Source organism: Paenibacillus sp. DMB5 (assembly GCF_001517085.1).
Taxonomy (GTDB): Bacteria; Bacillota; Bacilli; order Paenibacillales; family Paenibacillaceae; genus Paenibacillus_AQ.
This window is the reverse complement of sequence record NZ_LRAC01000147.1, coordinates 178,734-200,825: the sequence shown is the minus strand read 5'-3', so window position 1 is coordinate 200,825 and position 22,092 is coordinate 178,734. Positions and strand designations below refer to the sequence as shown.

Annotated in this window: 14 protein-coding genes and 1 pseudogene; 14 read left to right on the top strand and 1 reads right to left on the bottom strand. The window is 44.8% G+C overall.

Features of this window, described 5'->3' with window-relative positions:
* Positions 1-372: 372 nt before the first annotated feature.
* The 5 genes and pseudogenes from AWJ19_RS26150 to AWJ19_RS26130 all read left to right on the top strand — a co-directional run bounded on the left by AWJ19_RS26150 (position 373) and on the right by AWJ19_RS26130 (position 6,315).
* On the top strand, positions 373-1,590 hold the full coding sequence (locus AWJ19_RS26150) for a sensor histidine kinase (protein ID WP_068728158.1): 1,218 nt from the start codon (positions 373-375) through the stop codon (positions 1,588-1,590).
* Positions 1,590-2,239, top strand: a pseudogene (locus AWJ19_RS26145) (response regulator transcription factor). Before AWJ19_RS26150 ends, AWJ19_RS26145 begins: the two are co-directional and overlap by 1 nt.
* Positions 2,240-2,293: 54 nt before the next feature.
* Positions 2,294-3,019 (top strand): helix-turn-helix transcriptional regulator, encoded by a 726-nt coding sequence (locus AWJ19_RS26140; RefSeq protein WP_068728157.1) that lies wholly within the window; start codon positions 2,294-2,296, stop codon positions 3,017-3,019.
* Between the two features lie 130 nt (positions 3,020-3,149).
* Positions 3,150-3,908, top strand: a complete 759-nt coding sequence (locus AWJ19_RS26135; protein ID WP_198536647.1) for a glucose 1-dehydrogenase — start codon at positions 3,150-3,152, stop codon at positions 3,906-3,908.
* Positions 3,909-4,134: 226 nt separating this feature from the next.
* Positions 4,135-6,315: an MMPL family transporter gene (locus tag AWJ19_RS26130; protein ID WP_068728155.1), complete on the top strand. Its 2,181-nt coding sequence runs from the start codon at positions 4,135-4,137 to the stop codon at positions 6,313-6,315.
* A 5-nt stretch (positions 6,316-6,320) separates the two neighbouring features.
* Here the strand turns inward: AWJ19_RS26130 and AWJ19_RS26125 are convergent, their stop codons facing one another.
* Complete coding sequence (locus tag AWJ19_RS26125) at positions 6,321-6,881, bottom strand: TetR/AcrR family transcriptional regulator (RefSeq protein ID WP_198536642.1); 561 nt, start codon at positions 6,879-6,881, stop codon at positions 6,321-6,323.
* Positions 6,882-7,052: 171 nt separating this feature from the next.
* On the opposite strand from AWJ19_RS26125, the gene AWJ19_RS26120 reads away from it, so the two are divergent.
* From AWJ19_RS26120 to AWJ19_RS26080, 9 genes are all read left to right on the top strand, one after another.
* Positions 7,053-8,582, top strand: a complete 1,530-nt coding sequence (locus AWJ19_RS26120; RefSeq protein WP_068728153.1) for an NAD(P)-dependent oxidoreductase — start codon at positions 7,053-7,055, stop codon at positions 8,580-8,582.
* A 107-nt stretch (positions 8,583-8,689) separates the two neighbouring features.
* Positions 8,690-9,895, top strand: coding sequence for a helix-turn-helix domain-containing protein (locus tag AWJ19_RS26115; protein WP_068728152.1), 1,206 nt, complete (start codon positions 8,690-8,692; stop codon positions 9,893-9,895).
* Positions 9,896-10,072: 177 nt separating this feature from the next.
* Positions 10,073-12,511 carry a glycoside hydrolase family 3 C-terminal domain-containing protein gene (locus tag AWJ19_RS26110; RefSeq protein WP_068728151.1) on the top strand — a complete coding sequence of 813 codons (2,439 nt, stop codon included), beginning with the start codon at positions 10,073-10,075 and terminating at the stop codon, positions 12,509-12,511.
* Positions 12,512-12,525: 14 nt separating this feature from the next.
* Positions 12,526-14,001, top strand: a complete 1,476-nt coding sequence (locus AWJ19_RS26105; protein ID WP_068728150.1) for an MFS transporter — start codon at positions 12,526-12,528, stop codon at positions 13,999-14,001.
* Positions 13,994-16,540 carry an alpha-L-rhamnosidase gene (locus AWJ19_RS26100; RefSeq protein WP_068728149.1) on the top strand — a complete coding sequence of 849 codons (2,547 nt, stop codon included), beginning with the start codon at positions 13,994-13,996 and terminating at the stop codon, positions 16,538-16,540. Before AWJ19_RS26105 ends, AWJ19_RS26100 begins: the two co-directional genes overlap by 8 nt.
* A gap of 573 nt (positions 16,541-17,113) precedes the next feature.
* On the top strand, positions 17,114-18,166 hold the full coding sequence (locus AWJ19_RS26095; protein WP_068728148.1) for a LacI family DNA-binding transcriptional regulator: 1,053 nt from the start codon (positions 17,114-17,116) through the stop codon (positions 18,164-18,166).
* Positions 18,167-18,533: 367 nt separating this feature from the next.
* On the top strand, positions 18,534-19,427 hold the full coding sequence (locus AWJ19_RS26090; protein WP_241781901.1) for an ABC transporter permease subunit: 894 nt from the start codon (positions 18,534-18,536) through the stop codon (positions 19,425-19,427).
* A 12-nt stretch (positions 19,428-19,439) separates the two neighbouring features.
* On the top strand, positions 19,440-20,351 hold the full coding sequence (locus AWJ19_RS26085) for a carbohydrate ABC transporter permease (protein ID WP_068728146.1): 912 nt from the start codon (positions 19,440-19,442) through the stop codon (positions 20,349-20,351).
* 98 nt (positions 20,352-20,449) lie between these two features.
* Complete coding sequence (locus AWJ19_RS26080; RefSeq protein ID WP_068728145.1) at positions 20,450-22,036, top strand: ABC transporter substrate-binding protein; 1,587 nt, start codon at positions 20,450-20,452, stop codon at positions 22,034-22,036.
* Positions 22,037-22,092 lie beyond the last annotated feature (56 nt).

The window sequence follows — 22,092 nt, the reverse complement described above, 5'->3', positions numbered from 1 at the left end:
AATTATGAATATTGAGATTTATGCGATTCGTTTTGATGATAACCCTTTTGATTATGAGTAATAAACCATTAATGTGTCACTTCAGCCTAATGATACTACTCGTTGTTTTTGTACTGCCTTGGAGCTTTCCGAATTATGCCTATGCCGGGTTCTGGAATGATATCAAGAATGGGTTTCATACCATTTTTGAGAAGCCCTAAATTCAATTCAACAAGCAGAAAAGCAGAAGATGAATCGTACCTGCAAAATCCGTATTACCTTATATACAGGCGGCCTACTGCTTATAGGCTATTTTTTCTCAATAAGAGCAATACGGTTAATTCTTCGGAGAAAATCATTAGACGATGGTAAGAACTAACGCGGAGGAATGAGATGAAGATATCACGGATATTTAAGTCAAAGAGTGAGTTGCAAGATCAAAGAATCAATGAATTGATGGTTGCCAGAATTCCCATACTCATTTGGGTTTCTTTAGTGTATGCAGCTTCAATGATCCTGCAAAGCATCGGCGAGCTTGTTCTGCTTAATGCTTTGCTCTTTACTATAGTTTATATTGTTCATGCTACTCTTCATTGGAGCCTATATAGGATATCCTTAAGCAAAGCATGGCTTTACTTTATCATTCAAGGATTGTTGATTTTTACATGTGCTTTACTAATGCCGGATAGCTCGCCTGCGGTTATAATCGGTTTGTTCCCTGTATTAATCGGTCAAAGCATAGGGCTGTTTTATCAAAGGCGAAAAATAGCGCTTGTTAGTTTATATTGCGTTTCAATGTTCTTCTACACCATCATTTATGTAGGAGATGAATATGACCTTGTACTTTTAGTCCTGTTGTTTCTGTTAATGCTGATTGTTGTGGGGGCATACGCTTCGATGTTTTTTCAACAGGTACATGCCCGGATACGTACCCAAATCTTTCTGGAGGATCTGGAAAAGGCACACAAGAAGGTTGAGGAGCTCACACTTGCAAATGAACGCCAGCGTCTGGCACGTGATCTTCATGATACTTTGGCCCAGGGAGTTGCGGGGCTTATAATGCAATTGGAGGCTGTTAATGCCCATATCACTCAAGGAAACATTCAACGGGCACAAGAATTTGTCGAGGTCTCCATGAGTCAAGCACGGCGGACACTTGCAGAAGCGCGTCTTGCAATAGATAATTTACGGGCAAAGTCTGTCTCCAAAACGGATTTTGAAGAGGCGGTTAGAGATGAAGTGCATAGATTTAATCAAGCGACAGGCATTGATGTCATGCAACAACTAAAAATTGCTTCTGTTATGACGGGAACGTTGAAGGAGCATAGTCTGCAAATCATCAGTGAATGCTTGATGAATGTGGCGAAGCATGCGAAAGCAGATAAGGTATGGATAAGTGTTCAAGAGCAGAATAACCGCATTCAGATCGAAATTAAAGACAATGGGGTAGGATTCGATACAAATGTTATTGGAAAAAAAACCGGGCATTATGGCCTACTGGGATTGTATGAACGTGTGCGCTTAATCGGCGGGGAAATCACAATCAGGAGCCTATCAAGTGGTACACGAATTCAAATAGAAGCTCCGGTTAATAAAGGAGACGGGATATGATTCCATATAAAATACTCATCGTTGATGATCACTTAGTGGTACGAGAAGGATTGAAAATGATTTTGGAGACCGATAAGCGTTTTAGTATTGTCGGTGAAGCAGAGAATGGCCAGATTGCACTTAGTTTAATTGAAACACTTGTACCTGATGTGATTTTACTGGATCTGAATATGCCAGTTATGAGTGGATTGGATACATTAAAGGCTTTAAATGCTGCACAATCTGTAATTCCAATCATAATATTAACGACCTACAACGAAGATGAGTTAATGGTACAAGCATTGGCACTTGGAGCAAAAGGTTATTTACTGAAAGATACAAGCCGGGAGGATCTATTCCGGACCATCGAATCGGCCGTACGGGGAAGCACTCTTTTGCAGGCTGATATTCTGGCGAAGTATTAGCTGCCAAAGAAAGGCTGGATACTCCGGAGGCTAAAGAGAAAGGGCATGTATACCTGACTGATAAAGAAACGATTATCCTACAAATGGTAGCACGGGGGTTCAAAAGCAAAGAAATTGCATTTGATATGGGAGTTACAGAGCGGACGATCAAAGCGCATTTAACCAACATTTACAGTAAGCTTGGAGTAGAATCACGTTCCCAGGCGGTAGTTACTGCCTTAGAACTAGGTATTCTTCATATCTAGTCAGCTCGTGAGATTTCATAAATCGCAATTTACTCACTGATTCGGGGGACAGCCATGAATAAACTACCGCCATACGTAGTCATCACTTATATCGTAGAGGGTACTGGCTTACAACATTTAGGGTATGCTGAAAGACAAGCTATGCCGGGTGATTTATTCATCACTCGTGCATCTAAAGCGGATATTTTAGAAATGGAAATTCATCAGCAAAAATCAGTTCAAGTGCTACGCTATATCTATCTGGATTGTGGGAAAGACAAGGCCGTTCCACATCTTCCAATGAAATGGTCAGTAAACCAAAGTTATCGTAATGAATTCATTCAATTTTTCAAAGCTACTTATTCATTTTATGGAAAGCCAGTTAGCTATGCAGAGAACAGGCTACTAGAGGCCTGGAAATATTTCACTGATTTTCTTTTGTCTAAGCCGATGAAGGCAAGTTTAGTAGAATTCGAGAACAGTGGAGATCCTTTGTACAAACCCCTCCATCATATTGCTTGCCAATTTAAGGATTCGGTTTCGGTTCATCACATCAGTAAACAATTACACATGAGTACACGGCATTTTCAGCGTAATTTCAAAAATCTGACTGGGAAATCATATAAGCAATTGCTGATGGAGACAAGGATTCGTCATAGCTGCGGGTTACTGAGTTACTCTACTATAAGTATTGAAAAAATAGCGAATTTGGTAGGAATCCATGATATGTATCATTTTTATCAATTATTTCATCAGTATTGTGGAATGACCCCTGGAGCATTCCGCAAGCTAACTTATTGAAATAGGATGAAAGATGTCGCATTTCCATATAGTTTTCGAACATAATGATTTGTAAACTTATTGAGTGGATTGCTGGATCCAGCAAAATCATTTGATGGAGGAACTCATTATGAGCGATTATGAAGGTTCGATTAGGTTAGAAGACAAGGTAGCTATTGTTACAGGAGCGGGTAGTGGTATTGGCCGGTCATCATCGATTAAGCTTTCTAAAGCAGGTTATAAGGTTAGCGTTGTAGACTTTAACTCTGTGACCGGGGAAGAAACGCTTAGTCTTATTAAAAAAGAAGGCGGAGAAGGCATCTTTATTCAGGCAGATGTTTCAAAGAATGAGCATGTTCTGAAATATGTTCAAACAACTATGGAACAATACGGAAGAATAGATGCTTTTGTAAATAACGCAGGAATATTGCAAAAATTCTCTTTGCTTGAAAATATCGAAGAAGCAGAGTTTGATCGCATAATTAATGTTAATGTTAGGGGTGTCTTTCTAGGCTTAAAGCATGTACTAAAAATAATGGCTGAACAAGGATTCGGTTCGATTATAAATACAGCCTCCACTGCGGGGCTTCGCGCTGAACATAGTATGTCGGTCTATACAGCCAGTAAGCACGCTGTCATTGGATTGACAAAGGCTGCTGCTCTAGAATATGTACGCAAGGGAGTAAGAGTAAATGCGATATGCCCAGGAGGTGTAGATACCACTCTTACACAAGCTGTACCGACAATGATGCAAAACAATGGATATACTCCAGAGGAATTTCCTAATATGCGAATGGGGCGATTTGCAGACCCTGCCGAAATTGCCGAAATAGTATTAATGCTCGCAACCAGCCAATCTAGCTATATGACGGGTTCAATAATTGCTGTCGATGGAGGTTTAACCCTGTAAGCATTACTTGTTCAAATAGACATTATCTAGCCATTCCCTTTTGGGATATGCCGGGATAATGTCTTTTTCTATTGCATGCTCATTATTCACTCAAAGAGTTATGCTGTTCGTTTTCTTCCCAAAGGTACATGTCCATTCCTTCCCCTTGGTACGATTCGCCCTTTAAATTTTTCCTATAAACTAAATACATAGAGAATAAACAAATAGGATGTCGGGAGGAAAAGAAATGGCAAAATATTTATACCGATTAGGCCGCTGGTCAGCAAGAAATGCGAAACTAGTCATGCTTGGAGGATTTGTAGTTCTACTGGCATTTGCAATACTTGCACTGAGCATAGGGCCAGCGTTCAATGACAACACATCTATTCCGGGGCTTAAATCCCAAGCGGCGATTGATATATTAAATAAGGAATTCGCCGGGCCGAAGGAAGACGGGGGACAAACCCGACTGGTCATCAAAGCACCTGAAGGTCAGACATTGTCCTCAGAATCCTCTCAGGCAGTCATTCAGAAAACACTAAAAGAGATTGTGGAAGATACACAAGTGAAATCAGTGGCGGGTCCTTATGATAATCAGTCACTAAATGCAGACAAGACTATAGCCTACATGGACATCACATATAAAATACCTGCAGGTGAAGTCACAGAAGCTTCCAGAGAACATATAACAGCTGTTGCAGAAGGCATGCGATTCTCGGACTGGCAAGCTGAACTGACTGGCTCTGCTTACGTTCAGATGAAAATCATGGGTCCGTCTGAGGTTATTGGTGTACTCATCGCTTTTCTGGTTCTTTCAATCACATTCAGTTCCTTCTTGCTCGGAGTACTGCCCATTGCCACTGCAGTAGTAGGCCTTGGGATTGGCTTGCTCGGCGTAATGATTGGTTCCAATATGCTGGATATTCCCTCAACCTCAATGTCGCTCGCAGCTATGCTTGGGCTGGCAGTAGGAATAGATTATGCGCTCTTTATCGTCTCCAGGTACCGCCAGCAATTGGCGGAGGGCTATAACGCTCAGGAATCTATAGCTATCGCAAATGCGACAGCAGGAAGCTCTGTAGTTTTTGCAGCCATAACAGTCATAATTGGCTTGGTCGGGCTGGCAGTTGTAAAAATTCCTTTCCTCACAGCCATGGGGCTGGCAGGCGCATTCTGTGTATTCATAGCAATGCTCACCTCGATCATCCTTGTTCCTGCTGTGCTCAGCGCAGTGGGGAGCAGGGTCACTGCTTCAAGCGGAAACAAGTGGCTGCAGCCTCGTAAACGGAAGACCGCAAAAAGTAACCGTCTTGGGCATTTTGTAACCGGTAAGCCTTGGACGATAGTTATTCTAGGAATGATCTTGCTGGGTGTAATTGCCTTACCTTTCTCACATCTGCAGTTGGGGAGTTCCGACGACGGTCTGAAATCAACGGAAAAAACGGAGCGCCGGGCTTATGACCTGCTTTCCGAAGGGTACGGTGAAGGATTTCACAGTCCTCTCATTGTTCTGGCGGTTGCCGAAGGTGAAGGAGACTTCATGACCAACGTATCAAGTGCACTAAAGGAACTGGAAGCTATACCCAATATAGGTGCGGTATCACCGGCTATTCCAGGACCATCGGGAGAAGTTGCGCTGATCAATATTATCCCGGCGACGGGGCCGCATGATACGGAAACAACTAAGCTTGTCGAAGCAATCCGAAATCAGGCTCCTGACATTCTAGAGAAGAACCATGTGGAATTTATGGTCACAGGCAGCACAGCCGTTAATCTTGAGATTTCGCAGAACCTGAGTGATGCGCTGCCCAAATTCTGTCTCATCATCGTCGGACTGGCGTTTCTCCTGCTGATGGTCGTATTCCGTTCGCTGCTGGTGCCAGTGAAGGCGGTGCTGGGCTTTATTCTCTCCCTTGCCGCAACATTTGGATTTGTCGTCTTCGTCATTCAGGATGGACATATGGGCAGCGTCTTTGGCTTCTACGGTTCAGGTCCGATTCTAAACTTTCTTCCAATTATAGTTGTAGGCATCCTATTCGGCCTTGCCATGGATTATGAGGTTTTCCTTGTTAGCCGAATGCGTGAAGAATTCAAACATACAGGAGATGCAAAAAAAGCCGTATTGGCTGGAATGGGACACAGTGGCGGTGTAGTAACGGCTGCGGGCCTGATTATGATCTCCGTATTTACCGGCTTCATGCTGGCAGAAGATCCGATTATTAAGTCGATGGGCTTCGCACTAGCGTTTGGTATTCTCTTTGATGCTTTTATAGTAAGACTACTCATCGTTCCGGCTGTTATGACTCTGATGGGTAAATCAGCATGGTATTTGCCGAAATGGCTGGACCGGATTTTGCCTAATCTTGACATTGAAGGTGAATCAGTAATGAAAGAGCTGAAGAGTAAAACTGATGGGATAAATCAATAAGATACTTACTTCTCTTCTATGGGGTCAAACGCCAATAATGAATGGTCAGCTAAGGAGAAGATGAGCCCTGCCAGTTCAAAACTGGAGATTACAAATCCTTCTTGTATCCATTCTTGGATGATCGCCAGGCTTCCATTGACCAGGTAAGAATAAGTATACCGTTTCAACCTGTCGGGTACGTTGAGTTGAAGCTGGCTATCAATATTCTTGAGTATTTCACTCAGAAGGCGTTTGGGAAATAACACGTTTTCATTAGAGGTGAGGAGCATTACAGAGAATAGCTCCTCATCCTTTTTAATGTAATCCAGAAAAGCCAGGATATAAGTAGTACCGTTGTCTCCCGCTTCAATTTTATCCAGATAGGCACTCGTATTATTAATAATCTCCTGCTCAACATATTCAAGCAGTTCATATGCATTAGCATAATGTAAATAGAAAGTAGAGCGGTTAATTCCAGCTGAATTGCATAATTCCTTTACACTGATCTGGCTTATGTTTTTCTCTTTGAGCAAGCTTATCAAGCTCTGTTTCAGCAAGAGTTTGGTTAATCGTTCACGTTGATTCAATGTCATATCACCTCTGAAAAAATAAATTTCTATTGAAATAGACACTTTCATATCGAATGTCTATGTTACATCAGAGAACCAATCAACTGATGGTTGTTAAATAGACACTGTGTCTGTATTCTGAAGGTAGACTAATGATTTGTCAATATACTTATGATGCAGGTGAAAAAAATGAAGAAAAAACGGGTCATGATTACTGGTGCAGCGGGCAATATGGGTGGGGAGACGTTGAAGTTATTAATCAACGATTTGGCGAAATGTGAGCTGTTACTCTTTGATTTAGACAATCCTAACAGCCGTGAGAAGCTCAAGCCATATGAGGGGCTTAGTGGTGTTAAAGTAGTCTATGGTAATCTATTGGATCGCAACCTGGTTTACGAATGTGTGAGGGATGCCGACATTATACTTCATATAGCTGCTTTTGTTTCTCCTGCGGCTGATGAGCTTCCCGAACGGGCCATGCAGATTAACTATGGTTCAGCAAAAAACATCGTTGACTCCATTAAGAAAAGTGGCCGTGCAGGTACAACGCGTTTTGTAAATATCGGTACAATTGCAGAAACAGGTGACCGTATGCCGCCAATCCATTGGGGACGTGTGGGAGATCCTCTTAAGCCAAGTGTATATGATTACTATGCCGTTTCAAAAATTGCTGCCGAGCGTATGGTCATTGAATCTGGACTAAGCTATTGGGTGAGTCTCAGACAGACGGGTATTATGGGACCGGCGATGAGTAAGATTCAAGACCCGATTATGTTCCATAATTGTCTGGAAAATGTACTTGAGTACGTATCTGACCGCGATTCAGGACGATTAATGCGAAATCTGTGCATCCAGGATATTGACGGAGAACTTGATAAAGGGTTCTGGCAGCATATATACAATATTGGCGGGGGAGAAAGCTGCCGGGTCAGCACGCTTGAGATGTACCAAGTGCTTTACGGCAAGCTTGGCATCACCAATTTAGATCATGTGATCGACCCCAAATGGTATGCTACCAGGAATTTTCACGGGCAATATTATCTGGATTCTGACAAGCTGGAGAACTATTTCCACTTCCGCAGGGACTCGATGGAGTACTTTTATCAGAGCTACCTCGATAATCTCGGTGCACTTGTTCCCGTAGCTAAAGTCATTACGAAGCTGCCCGGTGGGCAGAAATTTATGGGGGCTATGATTAAGCGGACAATGAAAAAACAAGCAGTGAAAGAACGCGGGACACTGCGTTTTATCGAGGATAATGATATTGAGAAAATCGAAGCTTATTGGGGCAGTAAGAAAAATTGGGAGTCGATTCCGGGTAAACTATCCGAGATGAAGAAATTCACCGATTGGAACAAAGTTATAAAGCTCGATCATGGCTATGATGAGAATAAGCCTGCTTCACAATTAAATATTGAAGATATGAAAGGGGCTGCAAAATTCCGCGGTGGTGAATGCCTATCTACAGAGATGGCGACGGGCGATTGGGCGGAACAACTTAATTTCAAATGTGCATTCGGACATACCTTTAGCGCCAGTCCCAAACTTGTTCTTGAGGGAGGACATTTCTGCCCTCAATGTGAACGTGAAAGCTGGAATTACAAAGAACGTGCTAAGCGTGAACCGTTCTTTGCTCAAGTGTGGAACCCTATTCAAGGCAAGGAGGATGGACGAGAATATAAAAAAATAGTATCTGAGTTAGATATTGCAGGAGAATAGAGTGTCCTTGGTTAAAAAGCTTGTTCCTAGAGGGCAAGCTTTTTCTTTGTAAGCAAGCATAACGTAATTAACTAAGAACGCATACTAGTGATACAGGGGTGAACACCATGCTTATAAAAGATATTCATTTTCTAATGGATTCTTTCTATAATATCACTGGCTTACCAATAAGATATTATATAGACCAGCAACTTGTACGGATGCTGCCCGATGTTCCGTCATCTTTAGATCCCGTGAGCAAAGCACTTACTATTTTGGCCCAAGATGAGCATGCTGTGAGTTACTATGTTTCAGAAGACTTTCTATTTTACGGGAAGATTACTAATGATGGTTCAGCGGGAGAGTTTATATTGGGGCCGGGCTACTACACGCCTTTAACAAAAAATCATCTTTCCAAGATTATGATTCATTCTACAATTTCTTATCAATACAGCACAGCATTCTCTGAATTTATAACTAAAATACCATTAATCTCTTTTGAAGGCTTTTTGAATTCGCTATGCTTTTTTAACTTTGCACTTACAAGGAAGAGAGTAACTGTTGAGAAGCTGCTGATGACCGGTAACCATTTCAACAGCTTTGAAGCAGACATTAAGAGTAAGATGTCAAAAAACTTGTATGAAACAGAGACGGAACTTACCTTCCATAATACCTATACTCTCGAGCAACAAATCATTGAATTTGTACGTACTGGAGATGTGGAAAGGCTGAAGGCTTTATTTGAAAATTCTGTACGTGGCAAAGGCGGCCTTGTTGCAAAGGATGCGCTGCGTCAGGAGAAAAATATTTTTATTGCCAGCATAACTTTGGTTACCCGGGCGGCTATAGAAGGTGGCCTGGATATTGAAACGGCATATCATCTCAGCGATACTTATATTCAACAGTCAGAAAGCTTGTCCCGGCTTGACACGCTTTCATTCTTGCGGCAACAGATGGTTTTTGATTTTGCCGAGAGAGTGGCGATGAACGAAATTCCTAAAAATGCTTCGCTCATTACTATCGAATGTATTCAAAGTATTAAAAAAAATATAAACTCCATTATATTAGTTAGTAAGATTGCTTCTGACTTGGGTGTTAGTGCTTCCTATATATCCAGGAGGTTTAACGAGGATATGGGTATTAGTTTAAGCAGTTATGTCCATAAGATAAAAATGGAGGAAGCTAAAAAGCTGCTGGCTTTTTCTGATAAACCTTTGAGTGAGATCAGTAATTATCTTTGCTTCTCCTCACAGAGCTATTTTCAAAATCAATTTAAAAAGTATACAGGAGAGACTCCTTTAAAATACAGAAATTCATTTAGAAATGGTACGTAGCTACCTCAAATAATAAGCACATTAAAGCAATCAGTACCCGGTATAGATGGGGGTATTCGATTGCTTTTTTATTGTTAAAGAAAATGCTTCGAAATTTGCAATCCAGTTCATAGATGTACAATACGTTCTCATGAAAATGTCGTAGACTGGGACAATAATTACTGCAAGGAGGAAACAATGAAAAGTAAGAAAAAGCTTCTTAATCTGTTGACAATTGAAGAAAAAGCGGCGCTCCTCGAAGGTATTGATTCCTGGAATACAAATGGAATACCTCGATTAGGTATACCGAAACTTTTTTTAACTGATGGTCCCCATGGGCTTCGAAAGGTAAGGAGTGCAGGCGGTGGATTCGCTGTCTCCGACAATGCTCACTCTACTGCGTTTCCGACCTCAGTTACGGTTGCCTCTTCTTGGAACCCGGAGTTTGCAAAGAGAATGGGTGAAGCCATTGCTGAAGAATGTAATGCCGAGGAAGTGGATGTGTTGCTTGCACCGGGAGTTAATATCAAGCGCAGTCCGCTATGTGGGCGAAACTTTGAGTATTATTCCGAAGATCCGCTTGTTTCAGGTAAGTTTGGCACGGCATTTGTACAGGGGGTTCAAAGTAGGGGAGTAGGCTGCAGTGTAAAGCATTTTGCAGCCAATTCAAATGAGAATTTCCGTTTTGTAGGTAACAGTATCGTTGATGAGCGTGCACTTAGAGAAATATATCTTCGTGCATTTGAAAGCGTCGTCAAAGAGGCGAAGCCATATACTGTGATGTGTTCATATAATCAGTTGAATGGAGTATTTGCTTCTCAAAACAAGAACTTACTCTCTTCTATATTGAGAGAGGAGTGGGGCTATGAAGGAGTTGTATTGACAGACTGGGGTGCTACCTGCGACCGAGTAGAAGGTGTGCTGGCAGGCTGCGACCTCGACATGCCTGGTGGCGTGTGGCATAACCGAAAAACAATCATTGAAGCAGCCAAAACCGGTAAATTACCTATGCATAAGCTGGATCAAGCAGTTGAAAGAATGCTGGGCCTTGTTGAACAATGCACTCCCAAGAAGCCCAAAGGCGGGGGCTACAATCCAGAATCTCATGCACAGCTATCCTGTGAGATCGCCAAAGACAGTGCAGTGCTACTTAAAAATGACGGCACTCTGCCGTTAAGCGGAAAGGAAAACCTGCTTGTTGTTGGTGAGATGTTCGAAAAAATGCGCTATCAGGGAGCTGGTTCGTCACTGATCAATCCGCCCAAGGTCATTACCCCTATGAACGCGTTTGATGAACGCGGAATTTCTTACATATATGAAAAGGGATTTCGCTGCTTTTATACGGAGAGGGACACTAAGTTGGAGCAAGCAGCGCTTAATGCCGCGAAGCAAGCAGATACCATTCTGTTCTTCGGAGGACTTTCCGACTTCGAGGAGAGTGAAGGTTTCGACCGGGAGCATATGAGGATGGGAGATAACCAGACAGAGTTGTTAAACGCGCTTATTGCTACAGGAAAAAAAGTAATACTAGTCTTATTCGCCGGTGCACCTGTAGAACTGCCTTTCTTCGATAAGCTTTCATCAATGCTAAATATGTATTTGCCGGGGATGTATGGAGGAGAAGCTGCAGCGGCCTTACTGTATGGGGAAGTTACACCTTCAGGGAAGCTTGCAGAAAGCTGGCCCATGCATAACAGCAATACAAGCTGTTACGCTGATTATAACCGCAGTGCTAATTCAAATTACTATGAAAGTATTTATGTCGGATACCGCTTCTACGATAAGGCCGGTACCACACTACGGTTCCCTTTCGGATACGGACTGTCATACACATCGTTTCAATATAGTAATTTATCCTTTAGCCAGAGCGGTGAGACGATTACAGTGAAGACAGATGTGACAAATATCGGCGGCTGCAGCGGCTCCGAGGTCATACAGCTCTATGTGAAAAATAATCGTGGCAAGGTGTTTAAAGCAGATAAAGAGCTCCGTGCCTTCTCTAAAGTATTCTTGGCAGAAGGAGAGACCAAAACGGTTGAGCTGAACTTTAACCAATCTGATTTATCTTACTGGAACGTTAAAGAGCAGCGGTGGGTTTTGGAGAATGGTACGTATGAAATAGCTGTGGCTGCCTCGGCAGCCGATATTCGTTTAAACGCATCTATAACAATAACCGGTGAGAAGGAAGCCGTAATTCCCTATTCGGCTGATATTATGGCTGCTTACGATAAGCCGCCGCTCAGTATCCCTTCTGCTTTTGCGGAGCTGGTCGGATATCCTCTCCCAGTAGCAGTATCAAAGTCTAAATTAACAATCGAATCCACTCTGGCTGAGTTTAAGAGAACTTTGATGGGGCGCATCCTGTATACCGGAGTTATGCATGTCATACAAAAGGATTATAAAAAAGCGCAGGCTATGCCGGATTCGCTGGAACGCGATACCCGAATGAAAAATTCTCATTTTGTCGTAAAAATGATGCCTTACAATTCAATCCGCTCAATGTGCATGTCATCAGGAGGGAAATTCACATACCAAACTGCGATCGGTTTTGCAGAACTGGCTAACGGGAACCTTATCAAAGGGCTGAAGACCCTTTTAAAAAGGGAAAAGCCGCTTCCTCTTCCGGATGAACAATAAGGAGTGTAAAAAAAATGAATCGTATGAAAGCGGTTTTACAATCGAATGCTATGAATTCCCGGGTAACCTCAGCGGATACTACTGCGAAGGAACGCTGGCTCGGTTATCTGATTGGTCCTTCCGGAGCGTTGCTGTTGAATGCTGTTCTGGCGGCTTATCTGAATGTTTATTACACGGATGTACTTGGTTTGACCTCCGTTGGCGGTGGAGTGTTCCTTGTTGTATTTCCGATCGTTTCAAAGATCCTTGACGCCATAGCGAATTTTGTTATGGGATATATGATTGACCGCACAAGAACAAGACAGGGAAAAGCACGGCCTTGGCTGTTATTATCTGCACCGCTAATGCTGGTTTCTGGTATACTGCTGTTCCTCGTGCCACAAGCAGATACGAAAATACAGGTTATCTGGATTGTTCTATCCTACAATTTGTATTATTCAATTGCTTTCACGACTTATAATGTAGGCCATAATTTAATGGTGCCTCTTTCTACTCGTGATAGCATACAGCGCGGGAAATTGTCTGTATTCAGTCAGGTTTCAACGATTATGATGAGTGGAATAATTGTGGCCTTAATTTTTCCAATGACTATTCTGCCGCTTATCGGGGTTGATAAAAGCCGCTGGATCCTCGTGATGTGCGTTATTTCCATAGCAGTCTTACCACTTACTCTACTTGAATATTTTTTTACGAAGGAACGCGTGACGGCTGAGAGTACAGGCGGAAATATTGATGGTGACGAGTCCAAGTTACCCTTTCGTACGCAGTTGAAGGCTATAGTTTCGGACCGGTATATGTTAATTATTCTGAGTTACTTCTTAATCTATACCTTTGGTGTCTGTCTGAAAAATCTGAGTCTGGTCTATTATTGCAACTATGTGCTAGGGACCTATAGTGATGGTGTTACACAGACGTTAATTTCCGTTGTAGGCGGAGTTCCGCTTGGCATTGGAATTTTTGCTGTATGGCCGTTAGCCAAAAAATTTGGAAAAAGGAATGTAACTCTTATAGGTTTTGTTCTGGTTGGCATAGGTAGTGCTGTTTGCTGGGTTTATCCGGCCAACATGCCAATTGTTCTGGCAGGGCAATTCATTAAGAATTTAGGCTTTCTGCCAAGCGCCTATATTTTTATGGCGCTATTCGCAGACACACTAGACCATATGGAATGGAAAACCGGGTTTCGGTGTGATGGAATTGCGATGTCTGTTTATACCACTATTGCCGTAACGATGGGTGGCTTATGTACAGGTATTTTCAACGGCATGTTATCTTTTGCGGGTTATGCAGCCCCCTTTTATAATCAAGCAGGTGATTTAGTCAGTACCCAGTCAGAATCTGTTCAGGACATGATCACCTTTGCTTTTGTGGGATTTGAAACCATTACCAGTATTATCTTAATTGGCTTGCTGATCTTCTTAAATGTGGAGAAGGGGCTGGGACTTAAACAGAAAGCAATGAAAGACCGCAGGGAGGAACAAAACGATGCTTAAAATAAACAAATTAAAAATAGAAAATATGGAACAAGGCTGTATCACGGATAGAAGTCCTAATATTTCATTTGCGCTCGATTCGGATGTGAAAGGTGAACGCTTGTTAAGCGCAGTGATAACCATAGGGGACTGGAAATATGAAACCACGGATCAAATCAATAATTTATACAGCGGAGAACTGAAGCCCTTTACTACGTATAGCGTTCATGTCACTGCAACAGGTACAAGCGGACAAACCGCTGATGCAGAGACATCTTTTGAAACGGGACGGTTGGGAGTTCTTTGGCAGGGGAAATGGATTACAGATGGAGGTTATGATTTTCCAAAAAAGGTTTCACCTGTTCCAATGACCTTCAAGCGTGCATTCACAATAAGCAAGCCTGTGCGTCGTGCATGGATTAATGCTACGGCACTAGGTGTCTACGAACTGATGTTGAATGGCAGCAAGGTGGGGAGAGACTACTTTGCTCCAGGCTTCACCTCTTATGATCATCAAATACAGTATCAAACTTATGACGTTAGCGGTTCACTCGGGAATGATAATATGTTAATCGCTGTCGTTGCAGGTGGTTGGGCAGCCGGATCTTTCAATTACGTCCGGAAGAACAAGATCAGTGCCGACCGGCAAGCGTTTCTATGCGAATTGTATCTTGAGTATACCGACGGATCGTATGATGTAGTTTTTACAGATGAATCCTGGCAAGTCTCAGAAGAGGGTAACTACCGCATGGCCGAATGGTATGACGGAGAGACTTATGATGCCACTGTAGATTTGGAACGGATAGTATGGAAACAGGCAACCTTGACAGCTCCACGCAAGAATCCTCACTTGTCGGCACAGTATGGAGAGGCGGTCCGTGTTCAGGAAGTACTGAAGCCGATTTCCTGTACTCATTCACCGAGCGGTGAAATGATCTATGATTTCGGTCAGAATTTCGCCGGAGTCATTTCGGCAAAACTGCTCGGTAAGCATCATCAGGAAGTAATCTTTCGCCACGCTGAGGTTCTTGTTGACGGGGAGTTGTTCGTTAAATCGCTACGTACCGCGAAAGCAACAGCAACCTATATTTGCAAAGAGGGTCCACAAACGTACTCTCCACGTCTAACCTATATGGGATTCCGTTATGTAGGTGTAAGAGGTATCAATGCCGAAGATTTGGAATTGTCAGCGCTGGTGCTTCATTCCGATTTTGAAGAAATAAGTGAATTCGAATGCTCTAATGAATTAATTAATCAATTACACAGCAATATTCGTTGGGGCGGCAAATCTAACTTTGTTGATATTCCTACAGACTGCCCGCAGCGTGATGAACGTCAGGGGTGGACCGGTGATATTGCTGTATTCGCTCGGACTGCCTGCTACAATTTTGATCTAAGCCGCTTTCTGGACAAATGGCTGGCAGATATGCGGGCGGAGCAAGCACCGGGAGGCGGCCTTCCTATGGTTGTTCCCCGCGCAGGCGACCATTGGCCAAAGATGGCCACTTCGGCTTGGGGAGACAGCTGCATTCTTGTACCTTGGGCGGAATACCTTGCCCGCGGCGACAAGCGGCTTTTGGAGCGGCAATATCCAACGATCAAGAAATTTTTGAAAGCGGCCAAGTGGTGGTCTGAACTTTTTTCGTTTACACCTAACAGCCGTCACGTCTGGCGTTTCCCGTTTCATTTCGGAGACTGGTGCGCACCTGATGAAACAGCCAGACAGTGGCTCAAGAAGGGCAAGTGGGTCGGTACAGCTTATTTTGCCAACTCTTGCGGTTTGGCTGCCCAAATTGCTGACTTGCTTGGCTATGAAGAGGATGCCGTTTATTACCGGAAACTAAGATCCAGAATTATTGAAGCTTATCGCAAAGTCTTTACTGATGGTAAAGGTAATTTAAAAAAAGAATTTCAGACCGCCTACGTCCTCCCACTTCATTTCAATATGACAGAAGGTAAAGAGACGGCTGTTATGGCGGATAATCTTGTCCGGCTTGTTCGTGAGGCAGGCAATAAGCTGACCACTGGCTTTACAGGAACCCCTTATCTATTATTTGCTCTATCAGACAATGGATATCCTGATAAAGCATACGAGCTGCTGCTTCAGGAGGGATGTCCGTCCTGGCTGTATGAGGTTAAAGCCGGAGGAACTACCATCTGGGAACGCTGGGATGCACTCCGCCCGGATGGAACAGTGAATATAGGTGATCTAAGCGGAAACAAATCAGATGAAGAATCCGGTGGAGGGATGGTCTCGTTCAATCACTACGCTAATGGTGCAGTGGGAGATTGGTTGTACAGACGAATGGTTGGCCTTGAGCCAACCAGCGGAGGGTATAAGACCTTCCGGATTGCACCAGTTTTAGGAGGAGGAATTACCTCAGCAAAAGGAAGCATTAAGACGCCTTATGGATATGCATCTTCTGAGTGGAGTATTGAAGAAAACAGATTTGCTATTCATGTTCAAGTACCGGTGTCGACTGAATGCACACTTGTTATGCCAAATGGTGAGGAGCACAAACTAGAGAGTGGACAATTTGATTTCACCTGTGAAGTCTGAGACCTTTCGTTTTCAATTTCGGTAACATTATAGATATCTTAACTTCGCCGCAGATTAGATCTGGTTGTTCTAACTGCGGCGTTTCGAGGTTATAGGCAGATAAATTCCGTTATCCTACAAATAAAGATTAATTGTAACAGCCTTCGTTGGACTGAGATTCCATAATTAATTGATTGGAAACAAACCTATGATGAAGCGATCCCTGCCTGATAGTAACAGGTCCTTTTTTATAGTTCTTGAATTGATCCGGAACACCGGCGTACTCTTCTTTGTATTTTCCTGTATAGCCAAATGATGTTAAAAAGGCTATAATAAATTTTATGAAACCCATTTCATGGAATGGGGTTTATTATCGGGTATACCCTGGGAGGTGCATTTGCATTATTCCACACCAATACTTGAAAGCGTTTACTTGTCTTTGCCAGAGATTGCTTTCCTGACCGGGTAACGCCGGAAACAGAAGGGGAGCGCCGTACAGGAGCAGACAGTGATTTGCCGTTTTACAAAGGCCGGCCTTAACGCTAAGATGAAGAATAAAGCAGTTATGCCGTTGTGCAGGAGAGAGGTAACCGAATGAAGCCTGTTACAGTATATGATATCGCCAAGGAAGCCAATGTCTCGGTTGCCACCGTGTCCAGAGTACTCAACAACACCGCTCCCGTCAAGAAAGAAACGAGGGATAGAATCACGGCTTTGATCGACAAGCATCAGTTTCAGCCTAATGCGCTTGCGAGAAGCCTGATCCGCAAAGAAACCGGAATGATCGGGTTCATCCTACCGGATATTACCAACCCGTTCTTTCCCGAGATTCTGGCCGGCTTTGACCGGGAAGCGCGTAAAATGGGCTACACCTGTTTTCTTTGTGATACTGTCTCCTCGGATGAGGAGACGGCCCGCCAGTATGAGCGGGAATCGCAGTATCTCGGGATTCTGATGGAGAAGCAGGTTGATGGTATTGTGATGATTGGCGGCAGGCTGGATCTGTCCAAGCCGGATGCTGTGCTCGTGCGGGAAGTGGAGGAAGCGGCTAAGCGTGTTCCGGTGCTGATGATCAACGGAAATCTGCCGGGCACCAAGCTCCACCGGGTGGCGGCTGACCAGAAGCTAGGGGCTGAGCTTGCCGTTCAGCATCTGATTGACCTTGGGCACCGGGATATTGCCGTTATTGGGGGATTTCTGCACATGTCCAATACCCAGCAGCGTCTCCTGGGCTTCCGCACGGCCATGAGGGATAACGGCTTGACGATACGCAAAGAATGGATGCTTCACGGCGGATTCTCCGTCAACATGGGTTACAAGTTCGCCGAGAAGGTGCTGAATTTACCCAGCCGTCCGACAGCCATTGTGTGCATGAATGACCTGGTTGCCATCGGAGCGCTGAAGGCAGCCGACCGGGCAGGCATTGCCGTGCCCGCTGAGCTGTCCATCATCGGCTACGATGATATTCCTTTTGCGTCCTACAGCATACCCGAGCTGACCACTGTATCCCTAAAGGCGAACGAGATCGGCCGTCTCACGGCGGAAACGCTGCATAAGCTGATTACCGGCAAAAAGGTGCCGCGGCTGCACTCTGTGGTTCCTGAGCTGGTAGTGCGCCAAACAACGGCGGCGCCGCACCTAAAATGAGCTGTATTGAACGTGCTTAAGTTCACCTTTTATTATCTGAAATTAATGGTTGACTTTGGAATGACATGGGCTTATTCTGTAAAAAGAAAGCCCTTACATTCTATCTTTTAATGAAACCCATTTCATAAACCGGATCCGTTATTTGCTCGTTTAACAAGTCAACCTTGTGAAAATAGTGATAAATAAAGGGATGGTATGATAAATGCCTGGGTTTATTTTTTTGCTTATTATGAAATGGGTTTCATAAAGTTACAACTGAATACTGCTGTTGACTGAACTAAGGAGGGGTCTTATGTCCACTGTATCGCAGACCAGATTAACGGCTAAAAAGCAGGCAAAAGCCAAAAAAGGCCGTTGGAAGCGTTTTATGAACAACAAGACGTTGCTGCTGATGTGCTGTCCCGCCATAGTGTTCTTCATCATCTTTTCCTACCTGCCCATGCCTGGCCTATATCTTGCGTTTATCAAGTACAACTACTCCGACGGTATCTTTGGGAGTGCGTTTGCCGGGCTGGAAAACTTCCGCTTCCTCGTTATAACGGGCGACCTTTGGCGCCTTACCTTTAACACCATCGTCTACAACATCGCCTTTATTCTCCTTGGTAACATCCTGCAAATTGTGGTCGCCGTGCTGCTGAATGAAATGCGGTCGAAATGGTTCAAGAAAGTATCCCAGACCATGATGTTTCTGCCGTATTTCGTGTCCGCCGTTCTGATCGGTCTCATTGCCTACAATATCCTTAGCTATGATTATGGCCTGCTGAACTCGGTGTTGACCTACCTGGGACTAGATCCTGTAAAAGCCTATTCCAGTCCGGGAGCCTGGCCGTTTATTATCGTCATCACTTTTTTGTGGCAGAGTACCGGTTACGGCTCGATCGTTTATTTTGCCGCCATTATGGGGCTGGACAGCGAGATCGTGGAAGCGGCTGAAATTGACGGGGCCAATGCCTTCCAGCGTATCCGCCATATCGTGCTCCCTTGGCTGAAACCAACCTTCATCATCCTGCTGCTGTTCTCGCTCGGCGGCATTCTTAAGGGGAACTTCGGTTTGTTCTTCAACCTGGTGGGAGCCAACAACACGGCATTGTACGCATCCACGGATATTATCGAAACTTATGTTTTCCGCTCGCTGATGACAAACTTCAACTTTTCAATGGGCAGTGCGGTCAGCCTGTACCAGTCCCTGTTTGGTTTCTTCGTTGTCCTGACCGCCAACTGGCTGGTCAAGAAGCTGTCGCCTGACAATTCCCTTTTCTAGGAGGCCTTCTGCATGAATGAAACTTTTGAAAGCGCACGCAAAACAACGGACACAAGCGGAGTGGTCGTCCGGTGGATCGGATATCTGTTTATCGGCTTCTTCGCACTTTGCTGCCTGCTGCCGTTCCTGCTGGTGCTCGGTACCTCCTTTACCTCCGAGTCGGCCATCAAGCATTATGGCTTTAACTTCTGGCCCAAAGAATTCAGCACCTTCGCCTATAAAATCGTGTTTGAAAATCCCGAGCTGATTATCGGATCGTATGTGGTGACAATCGTCATCACGCTGGTGGGAACGACGGTAGGCCTACTGCTGGTCGCCATGACGGGATATGCGCTGCAGCGGCCGGACTTCCTGTACCGCAATAAAATCTCTTTCTTCATTTACTTCACCACGCTATTCTCCGGCGGACTCGTTCCGTTCTACCTGCTGATTACCCAGTACCTGCATTTGAAGGACAACTATCTGGCCGTGCTGCTCCCCGGGCTGCTTAGCCCGTTTCTGATCATAATGATGAAGAGTTTTGTCCGTTCCATTCCACACGCGATTACCGAATCAGCGAAAATCGATGGTGCAGGCGATTTCACGATTTTCCTCAGGCTGATTCTGCCGATGACAACGCCCGCACTGGCTACGATCGGGCTGTTCATCGCCCTTGGTTACTGGAACGAATGGTATAATTCCATGCTGTTCCTATCGGCGGATATGAAGTACCGGCCGCTGCAGCTCTTTTTGTATAACGTAATTACAAGTGCGGACTTTGTCCGCAACTCAGCTGCATCATCCAATGTACAGCTACGCGATGTACCGCTCGAATCGATGAAGATGGCTACGGCGGTGGTGGCCACGGGGCCGGTCATTTTATTTTATCCGTTCGTGCAGCGCTACTTCATCAAAGGAATTACCGTAGGGGCCGTCAAGGGCTAAGCTATCAAGGGATTTATGGAAAACGGTAAAACGTTGTGCCAAGGCCAAACAGGCCTTCTCACATAGAACAGACCAAAAAACAGGGAGGTTGTATAAGGATGGGGATCAAAAAAGCATCAAGCATTTTGTTGACGTTCCTCTTGCTGTTTACGCTGGCTGCCTGCGGCGGCGGAAACAATGCGGCGAACACCGGAGCTTCCACGAATAAAGATAGCGGAAGCGAAGACAGCTCGGCGCCCGATACATCCAAGTTTGTTAAGATCAGTTATGTGGTACTGGGCGACAAACCGAAGAACGGTCAATTCGAGAAGGTGCTGGCTAAAGTCAATGAAATCATGAAGGAAAAAATCAATGCCGAGCTGGAATGGAAATGGGTCGAATGGGCTGACTGGCAAACCAAATACAATCTGCTGCTTGCTTCAGGGGAACCGGTCGATCTGATTACGATCGGTACGGATTGGCTCGATACGTGGGCCAATGCCCAGCGCGGGGCCTTCATGAACCTCGATGAGCTGCTGCCGAAATATGCGCCGGAGACCTGGAGTTCCATCCCGGAGGAGGACTGGAACGAAAGCCGGTATAACGGCAAAATCGTGCTGATTCCCGAGAACGATTACACACAATGGGTCAATCACGGATTCTTCTACCGCGGTGACTGGGCCAAGGAAGCCGGACTTACCGAGCCGATCAAGAACTGGGAGGAAATCGGCCAATATCTCCAATATGTAAAAGACAACCAGCCGGATGTAATTCCGTGGGATATGGCTTCCGGAGCGATGACATGGGGCGGCTACGTCCAATCCTACACCGATAATCTGGATCTTCCGATCTCCACGGGGTACATGCCGGTATTCACGGCGGTATCCAACGATGAGAAATATACCGTAGCCGAGCCGATCTTCAGCGACGTGTTCCTGAACTATGCAACGCTGATGAAAGAATGGGCGGACAAAGGCTTCTGGCGCGAGGACGCGCTCAACAACAAAAACGACAACCGCGTAGCGCTTAAAGCCGGATTATCAGGCCTGGATCAGCATCATACGCAGACCTTTTCCACGCTGCGTGTAGAAATGGACAAAGCGCAGCCGGGCTCCGAGCTGCAGATGTTTCCGTTTAACCGCACCGGCGGCAAAAATCTGATGGAGCTGTCCATCACGCACGGCGGAACCTCTCTGGGTGCCCACAGCAAAAATCCGGAGCGGGCCCTGATGGCTTACGATCTGATCCGCAACAACGAAGAGATTTACCATCTGATCAATTATGGTATGGAAGGTGTGCAATACGAGCTTAAGGACGGTAAAAGAACGCTCCCGGCAAGCTACAACGAAGCTTCGGATGCCTATTATTCCGATTTCTGGGGCGGCCGGACAGACAAATTTGAAATCCCGAGCGACACCGTCTGGGATCAGATCGGCACACTTTATTCCGAATACGACCAGATCAAAATCCCCTATCCTTACGGCCAATTTGTCTTCGATAAGTCTCCTGTAGAAAGCGAGCTGACGGCGATTTCGCAGGTGGCCGGGGAACTTGGGCCTGCGATCAACTTCGGTAAAGTGAGCGATCCAGCCAAGGCGGTTGAAGAATTCAGGGCAAAACTAAAAACGGCCGGGTACGATAAAGTCAAAGCAGAGCTGCAAAAGCAATTGGATGCGTACAAGCAAAAAATGGAGGCCGCGCAATAATTCTGCCGGCCCAGACGGCTTCCGCCGAGCCCTTCCCCGCGGAAGGGCTTTTTTAA

Excerpts from the sequence above, each read along its gene's own strand:
- AWJ19_RS26100 (WP_068728149.1), top strand. The coding sequence starts at position 13,994 with ATGCTTAAAATAAACAAATTAAAAATAGAAAATATGGAACAAGGCTGT.
- AWJ19_RS26140 (WP_068728157.1), top strand. The coding sequence starts at position 2,294 with ATGAATAAACTACCGCCATACGTAGTCATCACTTATATCGTAGAGGGT.
- AWJ19_RS26115 (WP_068728152.1), top strand. The coding sequence starts at position 8,690 with ATGCTTATAAAAGATATTCATTTTCTAATGGATTCTTTCTATAATATC.
- AWJ19_RS26090 (WP_241781901.1), top strand. The coding sequence starts at position 18,534 with ATGAACAACAAGACGTTGCTGCTGATGTGCTGTCCCGCCATAGTGTTC.
- AWJ19_RS26085 (WP_068728146.1), top strand. The coding sequence starts at position 19,440 with ATGAATGAAACTTTTGAAAGCGCACGCAAAACAACGGACACAAGCGGA.
- AWJ19_RS26105 (WP_068728150.1), top strand. The coding sequence starts at position 12,526 with ATGAATCGTATGAAAGCGGTTTTACAATCGAATGCTATGAATTCCCGG.
- AWJ19_RS26120 (WP_068728153.1), top strand. The coding sequence starts at position 7,053 with ATGAAGAAAAAACGGGTCATGATTACTGGTGCAGCGGGCAATATGGGT.
- AWJ19_RS26110 (WP_068728151.1), top strand. The coding sequence starts at position 10,073 with ATGAAAAGTAAGAAAAAGCTTCTTAATCTGTTGACAATTGAAGAAAAA.
- AWJ19_RS26150 (WP_068728158.1), top strand. The coding sequence starts at position 373 with ATGAAGATATCACGGATATTTAAGTCAAAGAGTGAGTTGCAAGATCAA.
- AWJ19_RS26095 (WP_068728148.1), top strand. The coding sequence starts at position 17,114 with ATGAAGCCTGTTACAGTATATGATATCGCCAAGGAAGCCAATGTCTCG.
- AWJ19_RS26130 (WP_068728155.1), top strand. The coding sequence starts at position 4,135 with ATGGCAAAATATTTATACCGATTAGGCCGCTGGTCAGCAAGAAATGCG.
- AWJ19_RS26080 (WP_068728145.1), top strand. The coding sequence starts at position 20,450 with ATGGGGATCAAAAAAGCATCAAGCATTTTGTTGACGTTCCTCTTGCTG.